Here is a 19,916-nt window from a genome sequence, read left to right on the forward strand (position 1 = left end):
CCACATTATGCGCACTTGCTTAGTAAGTTTCTAGGGGGTCTACATCAATTGCGAAGCGAACTTTGCGTGATTGAGTGTTTTTTTCTAACCATAGACTTAAATGCTCAACTAACTGATGCAAAGGCGCTCTTTGCTTTGACTTGAGTGAAAGTAAATATCTATGTTGTCCCGCTTTTTTTACTATGATGGCAGCATAGGGGCCTAAATAATTTATTTCGTCTAATTGCTGTTGGTCTAACATCAAACGTACTTGTTGTAGCAGGTTAAAGGCTTCGTCTTCATCATGGGATTCTGTTCGAATTAAAACTTGATGACAAAAAGGCGGCCAATCTAAACGCTTCCTTTCTTGTAACTCTTGGGCCGCAAATGCTTGGTAGCCTTGATCACACAAGGTCAGTATCGACTCGTGATCAGGATGATAGGTTTGTAGCAGTACTTTACCGGGTTTACTTGAACGGCCTGCTCGACCTGATACTTGCATGATGAGCTGAGCGGTTCTTTCCATACCTCGATAATCTGCTGAGAATAAACCAACATCCGCATCCATAACCACAACCAAGGTGACATTAGGAAAATGGTGTCCTTTAGCTAGCATTTGGGTACCGATCAAAATGGCTTGATCATGTTCATGAATTTTATTGGTAATTTGTGTCAGTGCCGACTTTCTTTGTGTACTGTCTCTATCGACTCTTAGGATAGGAGTCTCTTTAAAGGCTTGGCTAAGTTGAATCTCTATTTGCTCAGTTCCTTCACCTACAGTAGAAAGCTTTTCACTGCCGCACTCTGGGCATGAATAAACCAATGTTTGGTGGCGATCACAGTGATGGCAGTGAAGTTTGTTCGCTTTCTTGTGAACCGTTAAATTAACATCGCAATGTTCGCATTCAGCAATCCAGCCACAAGAATGGCACATTAAAGTTGGTGCATAGCCTCGACGATTCAAAAAAACTAAGACTTGCTCTTTTTTGGCTAGCGTCGCCTTCATAGCGGTAAGTGTGGTTTCACTAAAACCATAAAAGAGGGTTTCTCCTCGTAAATCCACTCGAGCCATTTCAGGTAGTTTTGCATTGCCGGCTCTTTGGCGCAGTTTGAGCCATTGATATTTGTTTTGCCATGCGTTTAAGAGGCTTTCAAAGCATGGGGTGGCACTACCCAGAATAACAGGGACTTTCGCTGCCTGAGCTCTGACTATGGCAAGGTCTCTAGCATGATAACGAAAACCTTCTTGTTGTTTATACGAAGCGTCGTGCTCTTCATCTATGATGATGAGACCTAAATCAGGACAAGGGACAAAGATACCAGAGCGGGTGCCTATGATGACCTTGGCTCGGCTTTGTCGCGCCATGAGCCAAGCATCTAGCCTCTCTCTGTCATTCATATTTGAGTGTAGCAAGACGATATCTGTATTAAATCTATTCTCAAAGCGCTTCAGTGTTTGTGGTGTTAATCCAATCTCAGGGACTAATACAAGCGTTTGCTTGTCCTGTTTGATCATCTCTTCGATTAAGCGCAGATAGATTTCTGTCTTGCCACTGCCTGTGATGCCATCTAATAGAGACACATTAAACTCATTGAGTTTAGGCATAATGGTATCTAGGGCATGGGCTTGTTCTGTATTTAGCGTGTGGGGAACTTCTTTTTGATGTCCATGATGCTCGACATTTTTACTGAAGTGTTTTTGCACCCGCTGAATAAGCTGCTTTTCTTCCAACGCTTTGGCGGCACTGGCTGAGAGAGAATGTAATGCCATCAGTTGTGGGCTAATACCATTCGCATGACTTTGCACAGCGGCTAGAAAATCTTGTTGTCTTGGGGCGCGTTTTAATTCAGCAGGGTTAAATGACTTACCTAGTTCTGTAATACACCACCAATTTTCTGTCCTAAAATCCGCTTTTTCACCTTTACGTAAGAGTACAGGTAAAGCATGAAAAAGCACTTCACCTATCGGATGGTGATAATACCTCTGGGCCCAGTTGGCGAGTTTAAGAATTTCAGCATCCAGTACTGGCTGATCATCATGTAATGAGGTGATGGGCTTAACTTGGTTTTCATCCCATTCAGTCTCATAACTTAAGGCGGCTATGATGGCAAAGCGTGTGCTATTGCCAAAGGGAACTTTAATACGCATGCCTACTTTCAACTCATGCCTTAAGGCAATTGCCTTAGGAACCTTGTAGTCAAACAAAGTGCGCATGGGCACAGCCAAAGCAACTTTGACAAAAGGATGAGGAGTTAATAGCGCTTCATGCATGGACAGGACCTAGCCTTAATCGAGATTGAGTTTGTTATCTTATTGGATTTTAAACTTTTTTTAGGTTGAACGCCTGATAAGCGCAAGAATCAATGCAAAATAACTTGCCGAAAGTGCTAATGACGCCTAAAATACGCGGCTCTTGGAACCAGTGTACAATGTCTGTACAACAAATTGTGCGGTGCTTGACTCTCTTTTAACCTTAGATGTTATTAGACAAGATCATGTGGCGGCACACCAAAACTTAAAGGCGATCGTTATGAAAAAAGATATCCATCCTACTTATACAGCGATTACAGCAACTTGTACTTGCGGTAATACACTAAGCCTAAACACTACTTTAGGTAAAGATCTTCACATTGATGTGTGCAGCCAATGCCACCCTTTCTACACAGGTCAGCAAAAAATGCTTGATACTGGTGGTCGTGTTGATCGTTTCAACAAGCGTTTCGGAGCGCGTCGTTCTTCTAAGTAATATTTTTATATTATTTAATCGAATGATTAACTCTCAAAAAAAGCGTCAACCTTGGTTGGCGCTTTTTTTATGCCTGCTCATAACTGGTGTTATTTTTAGTTCTCCCTCATTCGCATCAGCTGCCCCTTCTTTATGTTTAGCTAAAGGCCAAGTAACCAAAGCGTTTGTTACCCGTGTTGTTGATGGGGATACGCTTATTTTAAAAGCAGAAAATGGTGAAAAAGATAAAAGTATTAGGCTGGTTGGCGTGAATACACCTGAACTCGACCATAAAACAGGGCAACATCAGGCATTCGCTTGGCAAGCTTTTCAGTTTTTAAAGTCTTTTGAGAATAAGCACATCTATTATCAAGAAGGTCCTGATAAAAGAGACAGATATGGACGCTATTTATACTACTTATTTGATATTGATCGAATTTCAATAGGAAGTCGGTTAATATCTCAAGGATTAGGTTATCGAATTGCGATACCGCCAAATATTAAATACCAATCTTGTTTAATTAAGGCAGAAGCACTGGCGCAAGAGCAGCAGCTCGGCGTTTGGCGCAAGAAACAACAATGGCAGCCACAAGCGGGTTTTGTTGTCGCAAATGTAACCATAACTTCTGTTACCCGCAACCGTGGTGGATGGTGGCTAAAAACCAAACAGGGTTTAGTTATCAATTTACCCAAAGCTTATGCTGATCAGTGGTCCGAATCTAGCGTCTTCCATTTAGAGGAGCAGCGCCTTCAAGTGAGAGGATGGCAATATTTTAGAACATCTAAAAAAGCCGAACATAAGTCATGGGTTTTGTTGATAAAACACCCCAATGATTTGCAGTTAGTACTAGAATAGGACGGGTTCCAGAATAATATTGCAAAATATTAGTGTTTTTTCACGATATGAAAATTTTATTCTGGTATTTATTCTCTAAAAGAGAAACTATATACAGATAAGTTATTATTGGTTTTAAACCAATAAAGTTAGAGTAAAGCTGCACTAAAAAAATAATCTAATAATTGTCTAAAAACACCTAAACGGAAATCAATACAATGGCCGAAGATTTGAAACAAGCCGCGCTTGAATATCATGAACACCCAGTTCCAGGAAAGCTAAGTGTGACTATCACTAAGTCTACAGAGACAGCTCGTGACCTGTCTTTAGCGTATAGCCCTGGTGTTGCTGAACCTTGCCGTGAAATTGCAAAAGATCCTGAAACAGCGTATCGCTACACAGGTAAAGGTAACCTAGTTGCCGTAATTTCTGATGGTTCTGCTATTCTAGGTCTAGGTAATCTTGGCCCATTAGCTTCAAAACCAGTTATGGAAGGTAAAGGCGTACTTTTCAAACGCTTTGCTGGTGTTAACTCGGTTGATGTTGAAGTTGAATCTGAAAGCCCACAAGCTTTTATCGATACTGTTGCTCGCATCGCGAACACATATGGCGGTATCAATCTAGAAGATATTAAAGCACCTGAATGTTTTGAGATTGAGCGTCAGCTGATCGAAAAATGTAGCATTCCTGTGTTCCATGATGACCAACACGGTACAGCGATTGTAACGGCTGCGGGTCTATTAAACGCACTTGAGCTTCAAGGTAAAGATATTGCGACTGCAAAAATCGTTTGCCTAGGTGCGGGTGCTGCTGCGACTGCATGTATGAAACTTATCATCAGCTGTGGTGCACAACGTGAAAACATTTATGTATTGGACCGTAAGGGTGTGATCCACTCTGGTCGTGATGACCTAAACCAATACAAGGCAATGTTCGCTATCGATACTGATAAGCGTACTCTGGACGATGCAATTGATGGTGCTGATGTATTTATCGGTGTATCTGGTCCTAATCTATTGTCTGCAGAGCAATTAACAAAAATGGCTGCTAACCCAGTTGTCTTTGCTTGTTCTAACCCAGATCCAGAAATTAGCCCAGAATTGGCTCACGCAACACGTGATGACCTAATCATGGCAACAGGTCGTTCTGACTACCCTAACCAGGTAAACAACGTACTTGGCTTCCCATTCATCTTCCGTGGCGCACTAGATGTTCGTGCGACTAAGATCAATGAAGAAATGAAAGTTGCTGCTGTACATGCGCTTAAAGATCTAGCGAAAGAGCCAGCTCCAGCTGACGTTATCGAAGCCTACAACGGTGAAGTAATGGAATTTGGTAAGGCTTACATTTTGCCTAAGCCATTAGATAGCCGTCTATTGACTGTTGTATCTGGTGCTGTTGCACAAGCTGCTGTTGATTCAGGTGTAGCGTCTCTACCTTACCCTGACTTCTACCCACTAACAGATCTAGAACGTTTCTAGGACTGTTATTAGGTATTGAAAAAGCCGGATTTTAGATCCGGCTTTTTTGTATCATAGAAAAAGATCTTTATCCTATAGATATAGCAAATGAGGCATACTTAGCCGTTTTACGATTTACCTCAGGTATTTAAATAAAGACCTTTGATAAAGGGGTTGAGCGAGTGATTACAGCTATATTATTAATGCAAACGGGCATGGAGGCCTAAGATAAGATGAATAAGTATATTAAAAACCTCCCCATCTTCTTAAAAGGCTTAGGCCTTGCCTTCAAGAACTTTTTTAGCCGAAAAGATTGGGGGGGAGTGAAAAATAAACCCTCTAAAAAGTTGCAATTTGATAAACGGACTAAGGGTAGGGATTGGGCTAGGGCTAGGGATAGGAGAAGTTAAAGCGATTAGATCACTAATGTTAGTGTGGTCTATTCATTTTGAGGTCTAATTTTAGGGGCCTAAATCTGGATTTTAACAGCGGGCTCTTGGGCATTTAAAACTGGAGCGCTGTTGTGAAAAGCCTTTTTGCCTTCGCTGCCATCCTTTTCTTTAAAGTTTGCTAGCAAGTGAACACCTTGTTGAAGGTTTCAACAAGGTATGGGTAAGGGGCTTTAGGAGTGAGGGAATCTAAGTTGAATTAGAAAAGCTCTTCTAAAATAGGCTCTTCTTTGGCTTCAATGATTTCATTAATGCCGGCATTATCAGAACTAATGGTGCCAGTTTGGGTACTGGCTAATTTCATCTCTGGCACATTCTCTTCGCGAAACACTTCAAAGATGGCATCTTTTTGGCCAGGCTGTGCGCGATCTCCCGTTTTAGGGTCGATTCTCACTGTGACCAGACTTGAGGGTTTGTCGATGTAAGAGGGCTCGGTATTGGCCAAGGCATCACGCATATATTCGATCCAAGTTGGCAATGAAACTGACCCGCCCCATTCGCCACGGCCAAGGGGTTGTGAGTTGTCAAAGCCGCTCCATACAGTGGTCACCACATCCCCATTAAAGCCTGAGAACCAAGCATCACGGCCATCGTTAGTGGTACCTGTTTTACCTGCAATATCATCGCGCTTAAGTACACGGGCACGTCGACCTGTACCGTATTTAATTACATCACGCATCATGTCATAGACGATGTAATCTACTTCTGGGTCTAGTACCTGGGGAGCAACGGGTAGGGTTTGAACCCCTTCATCTGTGTCGAATAGGGCACTTGCTAGCGATTCTTCTGTTTCTTCTTCAAGCTCAAGTGGTGTACAACGCTCGCACACAGTAATAGGTCTGGAACGATATAATTCTTCACCATCACGGCCTAATACCTTGTCGATAATATAAGGCTTAACTTGGAAACCACCGTTAGATAAGACAGCGTAACCTGTGGCAATTTGTAAGGGAGATAAGTTAGCACTACCAAGTGATAAGGACAGGTTGTTGGGTAACTCTTGTGGATCAAAGCCAAAACGACGTAGGAACTCAAGCGTTGGCCTCACTCCCATTTCGTCCAGCAATCTTACAGATACAATATTTTGTGAGCGATACAAGGCTTGGCGAATTCGAGTGGGCCCATAAAATTTGCCGCCATCGTTCGTCGGACGCCAAGCACTGGCAAGGTTTGGGTCGTTAAAGACTACTGGCGCATCATTAATAATGCTCGCCGCGCTATAGCCAGATGAAATCGCGCTAGAGTAGATAAAAGGTTTAAAACTAGAGCCAGGTTGGCGTTTAGACTGAGTCACACGGTTAAACTTGTTATGGCTAAAGTTAAGGCCGCCCACTAAGGACTGAATGGCGCCATTTTTGCTGTTTAATGAAATAAGCGCGCTCTGTGCTAATGGAATTTGAGAGAGCTTCCAGCCAAGTTTGCTATCAGGTTTGACACGAACAATATCGCCTTTTACCAAGATGTCTTGAACTGACTTTGGTTTAGCTCCTTGTTGGTCATTATCAATAAAGGGTTTTGCCCATTTCATTGCATTCCAGCTAAGTTCTGCTCTTTCACCGTTATCAAGACGAATTTCTGCGGTTTTCTCTTCAGTCGATAACACTAAAGCAGATTGCCATTTGCCAACTTTAGAGAACTTCTTCAGCTCTTTAACTTGCTCTTCTAGCGGCGCTTCAACAAGGTCAGGACGGGTCTCATCTGAGCCACGATAACCATGGCGTTCGTCATAACTTGAAAGGCCGAAGAGAATCGCATCATTAGCGGATTCTTGTAAACGAGAGTCTATCGTGGTGTAAACGCTCATGCCTTCTTCATAAAGGGCTTTACCAAAGGTTTGGAATAACTCTGCACGCACCATCTCAGCCACATAATCCGCGCTAACTTCAGATTGTATACCATAGTTTTTAGCGGTAATCGGAGCAGCTACCGCTTCTTCGTAGCTGTCTTTATTAATCATGCCGAGGAAAAGCATGCGCTGCAAAATCCAGTTACGGCGAATCAGAGCACGGGAAGGGCGGTTGATAGGGTTAAAGCTTGAAGGCGCTTTGGGTAAACCAGCAATCATGGCGATTTGTGCCAGATTTAGCTTATCCAGTGTGGTGTTGTAATAGACTTGCGCTGCGGCTTGGAAACCATAGGAGCTTTTGCCCAAGTAAATTTTATTCATGTAGAGCTCAAGGATTTCTTGCTTGGAAAGCTCTTGCTCCATTTTTAACGCGATAATAATTTCGGTAAATTTACGGACGAAGGTTTGCTCAAAGGTAAGAAAGTAGTTCCTCGCAACCTGCATTGTGATGGTACTACCACCACCAACAATGTGCCCTGTGGTAAGAATTTGCAGCGCTGAACGTGCCAAACCCATAATGTCGACACCTGGGTGACCATAGAAGTTACTGTCCTCGGCGGCAAGTACGGCACCTTCTAACATCGCCGGAATTTCTTCATAAGAAATTGGGGTGCGACGCTTTTCTCCAAATTCTTCGATCAACTTACCATCTAAGGTGTAAATTCGCAGAGGCACCTGTAATTCGGTTGCTCGCATCTCTTCAACGGTAGGGATTTTATCTTCAACGCTTTTGTAAAAAGCATAAGAGATACCAACAGCTGAGATTGCGCCAAACAAAGAGAGTAATAAGAATATTTTAAAAAAACGGGCCATGTCTCACCTAGGTTGGAGAAATTGTAAAAAGAACAGTATTAACAATTGACCAGATTATACCTAATTGTGCCTAGCTTGCGTGTATTAAGTTGGCTTATCTCTGTATCAATTTTGTCATTGATTTGAGTCTGTTAGCTGTAAAAGGTTTCATTTTTACAAAGTAAAATACCGTCAAGGAGCCTATTCTTAAGTGACTTTAGAGGTAAAGGGCTAAAACATGATATGTGTTTTTGTTTTATAGGAGAAAATAAACTATTTTATTTGAGTAGAGGAATCATTTAATTCATTTATAAAAAGATAAGGTCAGCAATAACTTAGCCTGATGCTGGTAGCTATAGTAGGGAAGTTTATTGCTAGGAGTGACCAGTAAATAGATATGATTATGAATTAACACAAAATTCAAGGATGGATTTATGTTGTTAACAAAGTACTACCTATTGGTGTGCTTACCCGAAGGTATTCATTTTTATGATTTAAACCTTAATAACAAACAGGGTTATAAATCTTTAGCTGATTTGCTGTTATTACAGCAAAGTTTGCATTTATCGATGGATGACTATCTATCTCAAGGTATGTGTCTTGAATTAAGCAAACAAGAAAGAAAGTTGCTTACATCACCTTTATGCCAAGTGTTTCTGCTTGTGCCAGATGCTTGGATCAGATCAATTGAAACTCAACTCCCCTTAACTAATTCCCGTCAGGTTAAGAGTCTTGCCGCCTTAGCTTTAGCATCTGAAGTCAGTCATTTAGCGCCAGAACGAGTTTGTTATCGCTATAGTGCTAATGAGAAGGATGATGAATGGTTGCTTAATGTCACAACAGCGTCAAAAGGTATTTATGATGTTATTTGCGACAAGTTGCCAAAAGCTTCCCGCTTTAAAGGAATTGTCTCTCAGCAAGACTGCTTTCAGCTATTTACAGGTCAAAGCGTAAAACAACCTCATAAAGCACTGGCTGCTTTAAGTATCACGCCAAGTATTAAGCAAGCCAGTATTACTGCTGCGCAGTATGCTCAACGTTGGGTGGCTTTGCTCTGCATGGTTTTTATTTCACAGCTAGTTTTATTATTTAGCTATGAGTCTGAAAAGCAGGATTTAGAGGCCGCTGCTTTTCGTCTTGAACAAGCCCAACTCAATAGTGTGTCCTTGGCACAGGTTCGTCCTAATCAGACCAGCCTAGTTGCTAAAAAAATGATGCAGCTACTGCCTTTAGATATACGCATAAATTCTATATCTAATGAGAATGATGTTTCATGGCTGGGCATTAGTGTTGATAGTGAACAGTTACTAACTAGCTTTTCAGTTTGGCAAAATAAATGGAAAAATGTGCAGCTGACACTTATGGATGAGTGGCAGCAACCTATTAACCTTGAGGATATTAAGCAAGCATATCCGACGACAAGAACAAGGAGTGTTCTAAATGTTGTTATTCAAATCCAGCAAAAATGATAGGTCTCTTATCACGGGGACTGAAAATAGCCGAGTTCAGATGAGGTCTTTAGGGTGGCCTCCAATTAGCTTAGCGACTGTGGTTCTCGCCTTTATCTTAGCAAGCTTAGCTTGGTACCCAAGTTTTATCAGTCTTAAAGAGGAAACCTTAGCGCTTGAACAAGATCAAAAAAAGCTACTTAGGCAAAGTAAAATATTACAAAGCCTTTTAGATAAATCGAACCATCCTATCTGGCTGGATAATTATTCTTGGTTAACCTGGCAGGCGGAGACAGAAAGAGCGGATCTGTTTCGCAACAGTATTCTTAGTCATAAGGATAAAGGAGCGACTCCCTTATTGTTTTATATTTCTTTGCAAGGTGCTTTTAGTTACCAAGAATGGATGACGATATTAAATAAGCTATTTGATCAGTATTCATTACGGCCGAGTTATGAGCAGATTTATTGGTTAGAAAATGGTTTGTTAGATATGAACTTACAGTTGCAGTTCGTACCAAAGAAGTTTGCTGTGAAAAAGTACCAACCTTTACCTAACCGGTTTTACCAAACCTGGCCAAAAGATATTGAAGTACTTGCTGCTTTGAAGTGGCAAGATAAACGTATTCTTAAAATGCGAGTAGAGGAGAGAGACCTTTCTTTGGAGCTTGGAGATTGGGTGCCTGCTTTAGCGGCTAATTTGGTGTCACTTAGTGATAAACAGGCTGTTTTTCAACAGCAATATATGAGTTCAACTTTTGTTGACCAAGCACAGCCTAATCTGGTTTTAAATTATTTGAACACAGCAGACTTGTCCGATGTAAATTTACAACTTGATTTGGAGAGGGGCAAACAGGGTCAAGTAGAGGGACTTCCTCAAGTAGCGCTTCGATATGAGGGGCTGGAGGATGATATTTAAGCTGTGGTTTTTCATTATCTCTTTCTGTGTGCCTGCTTATGCAATGGATGTGCAGGTAAAGGATAAAAATATTCAAGACTTCTTGCCTTGGCTAGCGACAGAAACAGGTAATAGTCTTATGTTAAGTCCTGCGATTAAAGCAAACTTGAGCTTGTCTTTAACTGGGGTTAGTTGGCCAGAACTCATAGAGTCGATTGCGACTCAGCATAAGTTAGATTTAGCTTGGTCAGAAAATACGGCGATCCTGATGCCGAAAGCACTCATATCTGATGAGCCAAAATCTGAGATTGAAGGTCAGGGTGAAGAAAGTACACCATGTGTCACTCGCTTTTGGCACCTTGAGCATGCACTCGCCGAAAAAGTTAGCCAGCACTTGAAACGTCTATATCCAGATTTAGTGACCTCCTTCGATAAAAGAACTAATTCCATAGTTAGTCGTAGCTGTAGAGAGCTTCATGCTTTGGAAGAGACCGTTACTTGGCTTGATTCACCGGTTAGGCAGATAGAAATTAGTGCGCGTATTGCGCAGGTTCAAAATGCGACTGAAAAACAGATAGGAGTTGAGTGGCAGGGGCAAATGTTAGGTGACACCTTGTCTACGGCTGAAGGGCTTGTTGATCTTGCAACGACGGGAGCGACTTCAGGCTTATCTTTTGCGGTTACGAAAAGTGATGACCTGTTGGCGTTAAACTTAAGTTTCTTAGAGTCTAATGGTCTGGCGAATATCGTCTCTGAACCTAAAATTGTGACGGCAGAAGGGCAAATGGCCCGTATTGAATCTGGTACAGAGGTGCCTTATCAAACGAAAGATGACGATGGAACTAGAGTGGAGTTTAAGCAGGCAGGTTTAACCTTGGAAGTTATCCCTTTTGTGAAAAAGGGCGACAAGGTTCAGCTTAGTTTAAAAATACATCAGGATGCAGTGGGAGAGATGTATAATGGTGTGCCCAGTATTGAAACCAACCGAATTAATACTCAGGTAGTTGTCGGAAACGAAGAGACATTAATTCTAGGTGGCATATATAGGGATGAAGTATGGGAAAGTATGAGTAAAGTTCCATTTTTGGGAGACTTACCTTTGGTCGGAGCCTTGTTTAGACAGCAGACCCAAAGGCAAGAAAAAGTCGAATTACTTGTATTTATTACTCCAAAACTGCTACAAATGTCTTATTACTAGGCTATGGCCTATCTCTGTTTAATTCTGATGTATTTGAACATAATGAATAATGCCCCCAATATCATTCTAGTTGGCCCAATGGGCGCTGGAAAAACGACTATAGGTCGTTTATTGTCACAATCACTTGGTCGTGAGTTTTTCGATTCCGACCGAGTCATCGAAGAAAATGCAGGGGCTGATATCCCATGGATTTTCGATAAAGAAGGTGAAGATGGTTTCCGTCGACGTGAAACTCAAGCCTTACATGATCTGACCCAAGAATACGGCTCTACTATTGTTATGGCGACAGGTGGTGGTGCGGTAATGCGAGATGAAAATCGCGACATTCTTCGCAAAGGTGGCCTAGTGGTTTACCTATATGCTTCTGTTGCTCAGCAACTATCTCGTACTTCAAAGAGCAATCACAGGCCGCTATTGCAAAACGGTAATCCAAAACAAGTCTTAACAGATTTGTTTAAATTACGTGATCCCTTATACCGTGATGTCGCTGGTTTGATTGTTGAAACTGATTCCCGTAATCCAAAAGTGGTTGCTAATAAAGTTTTAGATGCAATAAAGCGTCACTTAAATAAAGAGAGTGCTTGTTAATGCAAACCTTGAATGTCGATCTTGGTGATCGTAGTTACCCTATTTATATCGGCGCTGGTGTACGTCACAAAAAAGAATTGTTTGCAGATGCCATAAAAGGCAAGCAAGTGATGATAGTGACCAATGAAACAGTAGCACCATTGTATTTAGATGCTTTGGTTAACCTGTTAGCAGATGATTACCAAGTTGATACCTGTATTTTGCCTGATGGTGAAAGTTATAAAACCTTAACTACTTATGAAATGATCATGACGCGTCTGCTAGAAGCACGTCATAATCGTACTACTACAATTGTTGCTTTAGGTGGTGGTGTAATTGGTGATATGGCAGGTTATGCCGCTGCTACCTATCAAAGGGGTGTTAACTTTATTCAGGTGCCTACCACTTTATTATCTCAGGTTGATTCGTCTGTTGGTGGAAAAACGGGTGTTAATCATGCCCTAGGTAAAAATATGATAGGGGCTTTTCATCAGCCTCAAGCCGTGATCATAGACACGGATTCACTCTCCACACTACCCAAAAGAGAACTGTCAGCCGGCATGGCTGAGGTGATCAAATACGGTATGATTTGCGACCTAGAATTCTTTGATTGGCTTGAAGCTAATATGGAAGCATTAATGGCTTTATCTCAAGAACATATTAGCGATGCTATTTATCGTTCTTGTGCAGCTAAAGCTCATGTTGTTGCTCAAGATGAAAAAGAAAATGGTATTCGCGCTATTTTAAATCTAGGTCATACCTATGGTCATGCGATAGAAACAGAAATGGGTTATGGTGTTTGGCTGCACGGCGAAGCTGTTGCGGCAGGAACCATGATGGCATTGGATCTATCTTGGCGTATGGGCAATTTAACAGGCGAAGACTTGGTCCGTAGTCAGGCTATTTTAAAAGCAGCAGGTTTGCCTACTTTACCGCCAACGGATATGACGCTGGAGTCTTTTGTGCGTTGTATGTTGGTTGATAAAAAGGTGCTTGATGGTAGTTTGCGCCTTGTGCTTGTTAAAGCATTAGGTGATGCCATAGTAACATCAGACTTTCCAATGACTATGTTTGAAAGTGGTGTAAATGATGCGTTAGAATTTAGCCAATCAATCGCATAAAAGGTATTGGGATAGGTATTGCAGAGGATTAGCAAGGGGACGAATGGCTGAATCAAGTTTTCAGTTTGATTTAGACGAAGCATTAGATCAGCAGCCTAAGGTTATGCTGAGGGATCCTTTCGCCTCAATATCTGCTCCCTACTTCGCCACTGAAGAGCGAAACCAACAACTTGCCTTACTAGAGCATCTAAGCCGTTACAGTTCTATGCTGTTTGTTGTTGAGGGTGTTAAAGGCAGTGGTAAAACTGCCTTTATGGAAGAGTTTGCTCGCCAACAATCAGACATTGCGATTATCAGCCGTGTTAAAGGCGGCATGTTAATGACAGCAGGGCAGCTGTTGGAGAATATATACAAGGGCTTCCCAGAAGGGGTTAATGGCTTAACCATAGACTCAAGTTTTGGTCCTTTATTAAAGTTCGCTAAAGACAGAGAGCAAGTTGGCCAAAGCGTCTTACTGCTAATAGATAATGCCCATGAGTTAAATACAGATGCCGTCACCATGCTATTGGACATGATTGCATTAGCTAACGAGAACCAAGCGGTTCCTCATGTGGTTCTATTTAGTGAGCAACCGATACAGAGAAATTTAGACTCTTATCAAAAGTCTCGCTTTGATCAACTTAGTCATTCCCAGACACTTTCTCCTTATAGTTTTGAGCAGACACAAGCTTATCTATTACATAGAGTGCGCAGTATAGGCGGTGAAATTAATCTGCCTTTTAATGAGCGCCAGCTAAAAACTATTTTCCAAGAGTCCGCAGGTTACCCTGGTGCGATCAATCAGGTTGCTCGACGCCTAATGGGCAAAGGTGCTGAAAAAAGTAAATTTAACTTGAGTCTTGGCCTTGGTTTAGGTTTCCCGCTTGTGCATATGGCGCTTTTATCTGTTGTTATGCTGGCGATCTTAATTACAGTTATTTTTAATGATTCAGAATCTAAAAGCAGCACAAAAACCACGGGTAAGGTTATTCCTTTAACGAGTAACTCCCAGCTAAGTAGTAATCAGAATCGTACTTCCTCCACTATAGCGAAAATTGAACAGGTACAAAGAGGGCTAGAAAACAATAAGGCTATCTCGTTACCGCCGATTCCTATGGATGCCAGAGTGCCTCCTAAGTCAGAGCCTGAAAAGACAACAGATACAAGTATTGCCTCTACGGCGAAAACGCTAGCAACCCAAGCGTTGGCAAATACTAATGTGACTACTCCTAAGAGTGCTGAGCCTAAGGTGACCCAGCCTAGTGTGTTGACGACCCAAGGACGAAGCACCAGTGTTGTTGCTGCCCCGATTGTTAGCAATACTCAGCCAAGAGTTGCTAACAATCCGGTAAAACAAGAGAGTGCTGTTGCCAGTGCACAAGCCGACAGGTTTGATAAAACGACTTGGTTACTAGGGCAAAACCCAAACCGCTATACTTTACAGCTATTAGGTACACATACCCTATCGACCGTGAAGGATTTTATTCGGGATCAGGGTAGTTTAGATGGTCTTTCCTACTTTGAAACTGTGCATAATGGCCGAGAATGGTTTGTTGTTGTATACGGTTTATACCGTAATCGAAGCCAAGCTATTGCCGGAATTGAAGCTTTACCAAGAGATTTACGTGCTTTAACCCCATGGGCTAGAGGATTACGTGGAATTCAGCAGGATATACGTAAAGCTCAGTAATCTTGTCTTAAAATCTCTAAATCTTGGCTCTAAACAGGCTTATCAACTGATAATCTCTTCGAAACTGTATGATTTTTAATCAAAAACGTCCTTAATTTACCAAAAACAAGCAATAATCTGCTTTAAAAGGCAGAAAAAACCATTTTCCACTGAAATTTCTGTTCGAACAGAATAATTTTCTGCTGAGTAAAAAGCTCACCAGATAAAATGCTTTCTTTTGCTGCTTTCTGTCATTAAAACACCCCTAAATCCCTATAAAATAACAGAAACTTTGATTTTGCTAATTTGAGCAAGCTAGATTTGCAGGGTACTATGGCCATCAAATTATAGTTGGCAATTTTTATCGACCGTCATTCTCATCCTAAAAATGAGTCAGTCAGCCAACACAAAGATATTGCGATACAGTCAGCGATATCTTCAAAGAATTCTAATCTAGTTTTTTACGTTTATATTTTGTGGGAGTTGGCGTATGAATACAGGTCTTTACCGTCCTGGTGAGTTCAAAGACAACTGTGGCTTTGGTTTGATCGCTCATATGGAAGGCGATGCTAGTCACGATTTGTTGAAAACAGCCATTGAGTCATTAACTTGTATGACACACCGTGGTGGTATCGCGGCAGATGGAAAAACAGGTGATGGTTGCGGATTGTTAATCCAAAAACCTGATGGTTTTTTACGTGAAGAAGCATACAAGCTGTTTAATCACACCTTATCTGATTTGTATGGTGTGGGTATGGTGTTCTTGGATCAGGAAGAAGCCCTGGCAAATGAGCAGCGTGATGTTTTAAGTAAAAGCTTACAAGATCAAGGTTTGAAACTAGTGGGCTGGCGTGAAGTGCCAACTGATCCTGCTTGCCTTGGTGAGATTGCGATTGATTGTTTACCTCGAATTGAACAGGTTATTATTGATAGTAACCGTATGGACGCGCGTACCTTCGCAACTCGTTTGTTTGTTGCTCGTCGCCGCGCTGAAATTGCATTAACTCAATATGAAAACTTTTACATCTGTTCTTTATCTGACAAGGTTTTGTCTTATAAGGGTCTGATGATGCCGGTTGACCTACCTTCTTTCTATAAGGATCTAGGTGATGCACGTATGCAGACAGCTATCTGTGTATTCCACCAAAGATTCTCCACTAACACCTTGCCAAAATGGCCATTGGCGCAACCTTTCCGTATGGTTGCCCATAATGGTGAGATCAATACGATTGATGGTAACCGTAACTGGGCCTTGGCACGTTCTAGCAAGTTACTTTCACCGCTTATCCCTGAAATGGAAGAGCTAAAACCTTTGGTAAACACTACGGGTTCTGACTCTTCTTCTATGGATAATATGTTAGAGCTATTGGTAACTGGCGGCATGGATATCTTCCGTGCAGCACGCATGATTATTCCACCTGCATGGCAGAACGTGGAAAACATGGACCCTGACCTACGTGCTTTCTATGAGTACAACTCAATGCACATGGAACCTTGGGATGGCCCAGCTGGTTTGGTAATGTCTGATGGGCGTCATGCTGTATGTATGCTTGACCGTAATGGCTTGCGTCCAGCGCGTTGGGTTATGACCAAAAATGGCTATATGACAGTGGCTTCTGAGATAGGTACTTATAACTACAAGCCTGAAGATGTTGTCGCTAAAGGACGCGTTGGCCCTGGTCAAATGCTAGTGGTTGATACTCAAACAGGTAAAGTACTGCATACTGCTGATATAGATAGCCGTTTGAAAGTCGCTCATCCTTACAAAAAATGGTTGAAGCAAGAGTCGATTCGTATCGAATCTCTATTGGTTGAATCTAAGCAAGAATTTGAACACTTCACATCAGAAGAAATGCTGGAATATCAAAAAATGTTCCAAGTAAGCTTTGAAGAACGTGAACAAATTTTCCGTCCGTTAGCAGAAAGTGGGCACGAAGCGACAGGCTCTATGGGTGATGATACGCCTATGGCAGTTATGTCTAGCCGTACTCGTCCTGTTACAGATTACTTCAGACAAAAGTTTGCTCAGGTAACTAACCCGCCAATCGATCCACTACGTGAATCTATTGTTATGTCGTTAGAAACTTGTATTGGTCGTGAGCGTAACCTGTTTGAAGAAACACCAAAACACGCAAACCGTATCATCATGTCTTCGCCGGTATTGTCACCGCGCAAGTTCAGCCGTTTATTGGCGATGGATGATTACAGATTCCGTTTGGTACGTTTAAATACTAACTATAATCCAGATGAAGTTAGCCTAGAGCAAGCTATTAAAAACTTGCAAGCAGGTGCCGAAGAAGCGGTATTGAATGGTGCTGTGATTGTTGTACTAACAGACCGTGATATCGAAAAAGGTATGCTGCCAATTCCTGCGCCTATGGCGACAGGTGCAGTACATCACCATCTAACTCAAGCTGGTTTACGCTGTGATACTAATATCATTTGTGATACTGGTTTTGCTCGTGACCCGCATCAATTTGCTGTCTTGTTAGGTTTTGGTGCCACTGCGGTTTATCCATACCTAAGTTTCCGTTTGATCAACGACATGATTGATAACGGTGAAGTGCTAGGCAACCCAATTAGCTGTCACTCAAACTATCGTAAAGGTATTAACAAAGGTTTGATGAAGATCCTATCTAAGATGGGGATCTCAACCGTTGCTTCTTACCGTGGTGCGCAATTATTTGAAGCGGTTGGTTTAGCTCAAGAAGTGATTGATCTTTGCTTTAAAGGTGTTGCCAGCCGAATTCAAGGTGCGAAATTTGCCGACTTCCAAGCTGAGCAAGCACGTATTGCTGTGAATGCTTGGAAACAGCGTAAGCCGATCGAGCAAGGTGGTTACCTTAAGTATGTTCACGATGCCGAATACCATGCCTTTAACCCAGATGTAGTTCGTAACTTACAAGCTGCGGTGAAAAGTGGTGAGTTTAAAGACTTCGAGAAATATGCGGACCTAGTGAATAATCGTCCTGCATCTATGTTACGTGACTTGTTTGCTATCTCTGAAGACGCTAAACCAATTGAATTAGATACAGTTGAATCTGCTGCTGCGATTTTACAGCGTTTTGACTCTGCCGGTATGTCTTTAGGTGCCTTGTCTCCAGAAGCTCACGAAGCATTGGCGCAAGCGATGAACGAACTAGGCTGTCGTTCTAACTCTGGTGAAGGTGGTGAAGATGCATCCCGTCACGGCACAGAACGTCGCTCTAAGATTAAACAGATTGCATCAGGTCGTTTTGGTGTGACTCCTGAATACTTGGTTAATGCTGAAGTGCTACAAATTAAAGTAGCGCAGGGTGCTAAACCGGGTGAAGGTGGTCAGCTACCTGGTGGTAAAGTAAATGGTTTGATTGCACGTCTGCGTTATGCGGTTCCTGGTGTGACACTTATTTCACCACCGCCGCACCATGACATTTACTCAATCGAAGATTTGGCTCAGCTGATCTTTGACTTGAAGCAGGTGAACCCAGAGGCCCTTGTTTCTGTGAAGCTAGTGTCTGAGCCTGGCGTGGGTACAATCGCCGCAGGTGTTGCAAAAGCCTATGCTGATCTAATTACTATCTCGGGTTACGACGGTGGTACCGCTGCGTCTCCGCTTACTTCTATTCGTCATGCGGGTTCTCCATGGGAACTTGGTCTAGCCGAAGCACAACAAGCGCTTCGTGCTAACGATCTTCGTGGCAAGATTCGTCTACAAACAGACGGCGGCCTGAAAACAGGTTTAGATGTTGTCAAAGCTGCCATCCTAGGAGCTGAAAGCTTTGGTTTTGGCACAACACCTATGGTTGCCATGGGTTGTAAGTTCCTACGTATCTGTCACCTAAATAACTGTGCGACAGGTGTTGCAACTCAAGATCAGCATCTACGTGATGACTACTTCTTGGGTACAGTCGACATGATCAAAAACTTCTTCCTGTTCATGGCAGAAGATACACGCCAGTGGTTGGCTAAGTTAGGTGTTGCGTCACTACAAGACTTGATTGGTCGTACTGACTTATTAACCATTTTAGAAGGTGAGAACGACAAGCAAGCTGGCTTGGATCTCACTCCGATTCTAAATAATGATGCGATTCCTGCGGATAAACCACAATACTGTGAAATCCCATTAAACCCACCACACGATAAGGGTGAGCATGCTCTTAAAATGTGGGAAGCGGTTAAAGATGTGGTTGAAGAGAAAGAAGGCGGTGAGTTTGCCTTTAACGTGACTAACTGTGACCGTTCTATCGGTGGCCGTTTATCTGGTGAGATTGCTAAGCGTTATGGTAATCAGGGCATGAATGATGCGCCACTTACCCTTAAATTGACTGGTACTGCAGGTCAAAGTTTTGGTGTTTGGAATGCGGGTGGTCTTAACATGTACCTAGAAGGTGATGCGAACGACTACGTAGGTAAAGGTATGACAGGTGGTAAGCTTGTAGTACGCCCACCAAAAGCGTCTGAATTTAAATCTCAAGAGAGTGCCATCATAGGTAATACCTGCCTATACGGTGCAACAGGTGGTAAGTTGTTTGCAGCCGGAACCGCCGGTGAGCGTTTCGCTGTTCGTAACTCAGGTGCCCATGCGGTAGTTGAAGGTGCGGGTGATCACTGTTGTGAATATATGACAGGTGGCTCTGTCACAATCCTGGGTAATACTGGCCATAACTTTGGTGCTGGTATGACAGGTGGTTTTGCTTATGTTCTCGATATGGATCGTACTTTTGTAGATAAGTACAACCATGAATTGGTAGAAATTCATCGTATCGGTACTGAGTTAACGGAAGAATATCGTTCGCATTTACGCTCTGTAATTGAAGAGTATGTTGCCGAAAGTGGCAGTGAGTGGGGCCATGAAATCTTAGATAATTTCTATGACTACATTGGTAAATTCTGGTTAGTTAAACCTAAAGCAGCAAGTTTAGGTGCTTTATTAGACAACACACGTCAGCGTCCAGAGTAATTGCTGACAG

Annotated in this window: 12 protein-coding genes; 10 read left to right on the top strand and 2 right to left on the bottom strand. The window is 42.3% G+C overall.

Annotated elements, in window-relative coordinates; genetic code table 11:
- Positions 1–19 precede the first annotated feature (19 nt).
- Positions 20–2,251: a primosomal protein N' gene (locus tag OA91_RS18100; protein WP_063339378.1), complete on the bottom strand. Its 2,232-nt coding sequence runs from the start codon at positions 2,249–2,251 to the stop codon at positions 20–22.
- Positions 2,252–2,510: 259 nt separating this feature from the next.
- On the opposite strand from OA91_RS18100, the gene rpmE reads away from it, so the two are divergent.
- The 3 genes from rpmE to OA91_RS18115 all read left to right on the top strand — a co-directional run bounded on the left by rpmE (position 2,511) and on the right by OA91_RS18115 (position 5,021).
- Positions 2,511–2,726 carry a 50S ribosomal protein L31 gene (rpmE, locus tag OA91_RS18105; protein WP_046016066.1) on the top strand — a complete coding sequence of 72 codons (216 nt, stop codon included), beginning with the start codon at positions 2,511–2,513 and terminating at the stop codon, positions 2,724–2,726.
- 22 nt (positions 2,727–2,748) lie between these two features.
- Entirely contained in the window at positions 2,749–3,561 is an 813-nt protein-coding gene (locus OA91_RS18110; protein WP_063339379.1) for a thermonuclease family protein, read from the top strand.
- A gap of 197 nt (positions 3,562–3,758) precedes the next feature.
- The gene (locus tag OA91_RS18115; protein WP_046015961.1) at positions 3,759–5,021 is read left to right on the top strand and encodes a malic enzyme-like NAD(P)-binding protein; all 1,263 of its coding nucleotides are present in this window, start codon (positions 3,759–3,761) and stop codon (positions 5,019–5,021) included.
- Positions 5,022–5,648: 627 nt separating this feature from the next.
- Here the strand turns inward: OA91_RS18115 and OA91_RS18120 are convergent.
- Positions 5,649–8,108, bottom strand: coding sequence for a penicillin-binding protein 1A (locus OA91_RS18120; RefSeq protein WP_063339380.1), 2,460 nt, complete (start codon positions 8,106–8,108; stop codon positions 5,649–5,651).
- A 413-nt stretch (positions 8,109–8,521) separates the two neighbouring features.
- Between OA91_RS18120 and OA91_RS18125 the strand changes: the two genes are divergently transcribed.
- The 7 genes from OA91_RS18125 (at position 8,522) to gltB (ending at position 19,906) form a co-directional block, all read left to right on the top strand.
- Entirely contained in the window at positions 8,522–9,556 is a 1,035-nt protein-coding gene (locus OA91_RS18125; RefSeq protein WP_063339381.1) for a hypothetical protein, read from the top strand.
- On the top strand, positions 9,528–10,451 hold the full coding sequence (locus OA91_RS18130) for a hypothetical protein (protein WP_063339382.1): 924 nt from the start codon (positions 9,528–9,530) through the stop codon (positions 10,449–10,451). Before OA91_RS18125 ends, OA91_RS18130 begins: the two co-directional genes overlap by 29 nt.
- Entirely contained in the window at positions 10,441–11,628 is a 1,188-nt protein-coding gene (locus OA91_RS18135) for a type II and III secretion system protein (protein ID WP_063339383.1), read from the top strand. Before OA91_RS18130 ends, OA91_RS18135 begins: the two co-directional genes overlap by 11 nt.
- A 42-nt stretch (positions 11,629–11,670) precedes the next feature.
- Positions 11,671–12,216, top strand: a complete 546-nt coding sequence (gene aroK, locus OA91_RS18140) for a shikimate kinase AroK (RefSeq protein ID WP_082828010.1) — start codon at positions 11,671–11,673, stop codon at positions 12,214–12,216.
- Complete coding sequence (aroB, locus tag OA91_RS18145) at positions 12,216–13,316, top strand: 3-dehydroquinate synthase (protein WP_063339384.1); 1,101 nt, start codon at positions 12,216–12,218, stop codon at positions 13,314–13,316. The genes aroK and aroB overlap by 1 nt, the downstream gene beginning before the upstream one ends.
- Before the next feature lie 43 nt (positions 13,317–13,359).
- Positions 13,360–14,985 carry an AAA family ATPase gene (locus tag OA91_RS18150; protein WP_046015968.1) on the top strand — a complete coding sequence of 542 codons (1,626 nt, stop codon included), beginning with the start codon at positions 13,360–13,362 and terminating at the stop codon, positions 14,983–14,985.
- A gap of 469 nt (positions 14,986–15,454) precedes the next feature.
- On the top strand, positions 15,455–19,906 hold the full coding sequence (gene gltB, locus OA91_RS18155) for a glutamate synthase large subunit (protein WP_063339385.1): 4,452 nt from the start codon (positions 15,455–15,457) through the stop codon (positions 19,904–19,906).
- The last annotated feature ends 10 nt before the right edge of the window (positions 19,907–19,916 follow it).

It is taken from the genome of Marinomonas sp. SBI8L (assembly GCF_001624705.1).
Taxonomy (GTDB): Bacteria; Pseudomonadota; Gammaproteobacteria; order Pseudomonadales; family Marinomonadaceae; genus Marinomonas.

Bases quoted from the DNA above. Each gene is read 5' to 3' on its own strand.
- OA91_RS18125 (WP_063339381.1), top strand. From the start codon at position 8,522: ATGTTGTTAACAAAGTACTACCTATTGGTGTGCTTACCCGAAGGTATT.
- OA91_RS18150 (WP_046015968.1), top strand. From the start codon at position 13,360: ATGGCTGAATCAAGTTTTCAGTTTGATTTAGACGAAGCATTAGATCAG.
- OA91_RS18110 (WP_063339379.1), top strand. From the start codon at position 2,749: ATGATTAACTCTCAAAAAAAGCGTCAACCTTGGTTGGCGCTTTTTTTA.
- OA91_RS18115 (WP_046015961.1), top strand. From the start codon at position 3,759: ATGGCCGAAGATTTGAAACAAGCCGCGCTTGAATATCATGAACACCCA.
- OA91_RS18120 (WP_063339380.1), bottom strand. From the start codon at position 8,108: ATGGCCCGTTTTTTTAAAATATTCTTATTACTCTCTTTGTTTGGCGCA.
- OA91_RS18130 (WP_063339382.1), top strand. From the start codon at position 9,528: ATGTTGTTATTCAAATCCAGCAAAAATGATAGGTCTCTTATCACGGGG.
- aroB (WP_063339384.1), top strand. From the start codon at position 12,216: ATGCAAACCTTGAATGTCGATCTTGGTGATCGTAGTTACCCTATTTAT.
- gltB (WP_063339385.1), top strand. From the start codon at position 15,455: ATGAATACAGGTCTTTACCGTCCTGGTGAGTTCAAAGACAACTGTGGC.
- OA91_RS18135 (WP_063339383.1), top strand. From the start codon at position 10,441: ATGATATTTAAGCTGTGGTTTTTCATTATCTCTTTCTGTGTGCCTGCT.
- OA91_RS18100 (WP_063339378.1), bottom strand. From the start codon at position 2,251: ATGCATGAAGCGCTATTAACTCCTCATCCTTTTGTCAAAGTTGCTTTG.
- aroK (WP_082828010.1), top strand. From the start codon at position 11,671: ATGAATAATGCCCCCAATATCATTCTAGTTGGCCCAATGGGCGCTGGA.
- rpmE (WP_046016066.1), top strand. From the start codon at position 2,511: ATGAAAAAAGATATCCATCCTACTTATACAGCGATTACAGCAACTTGT.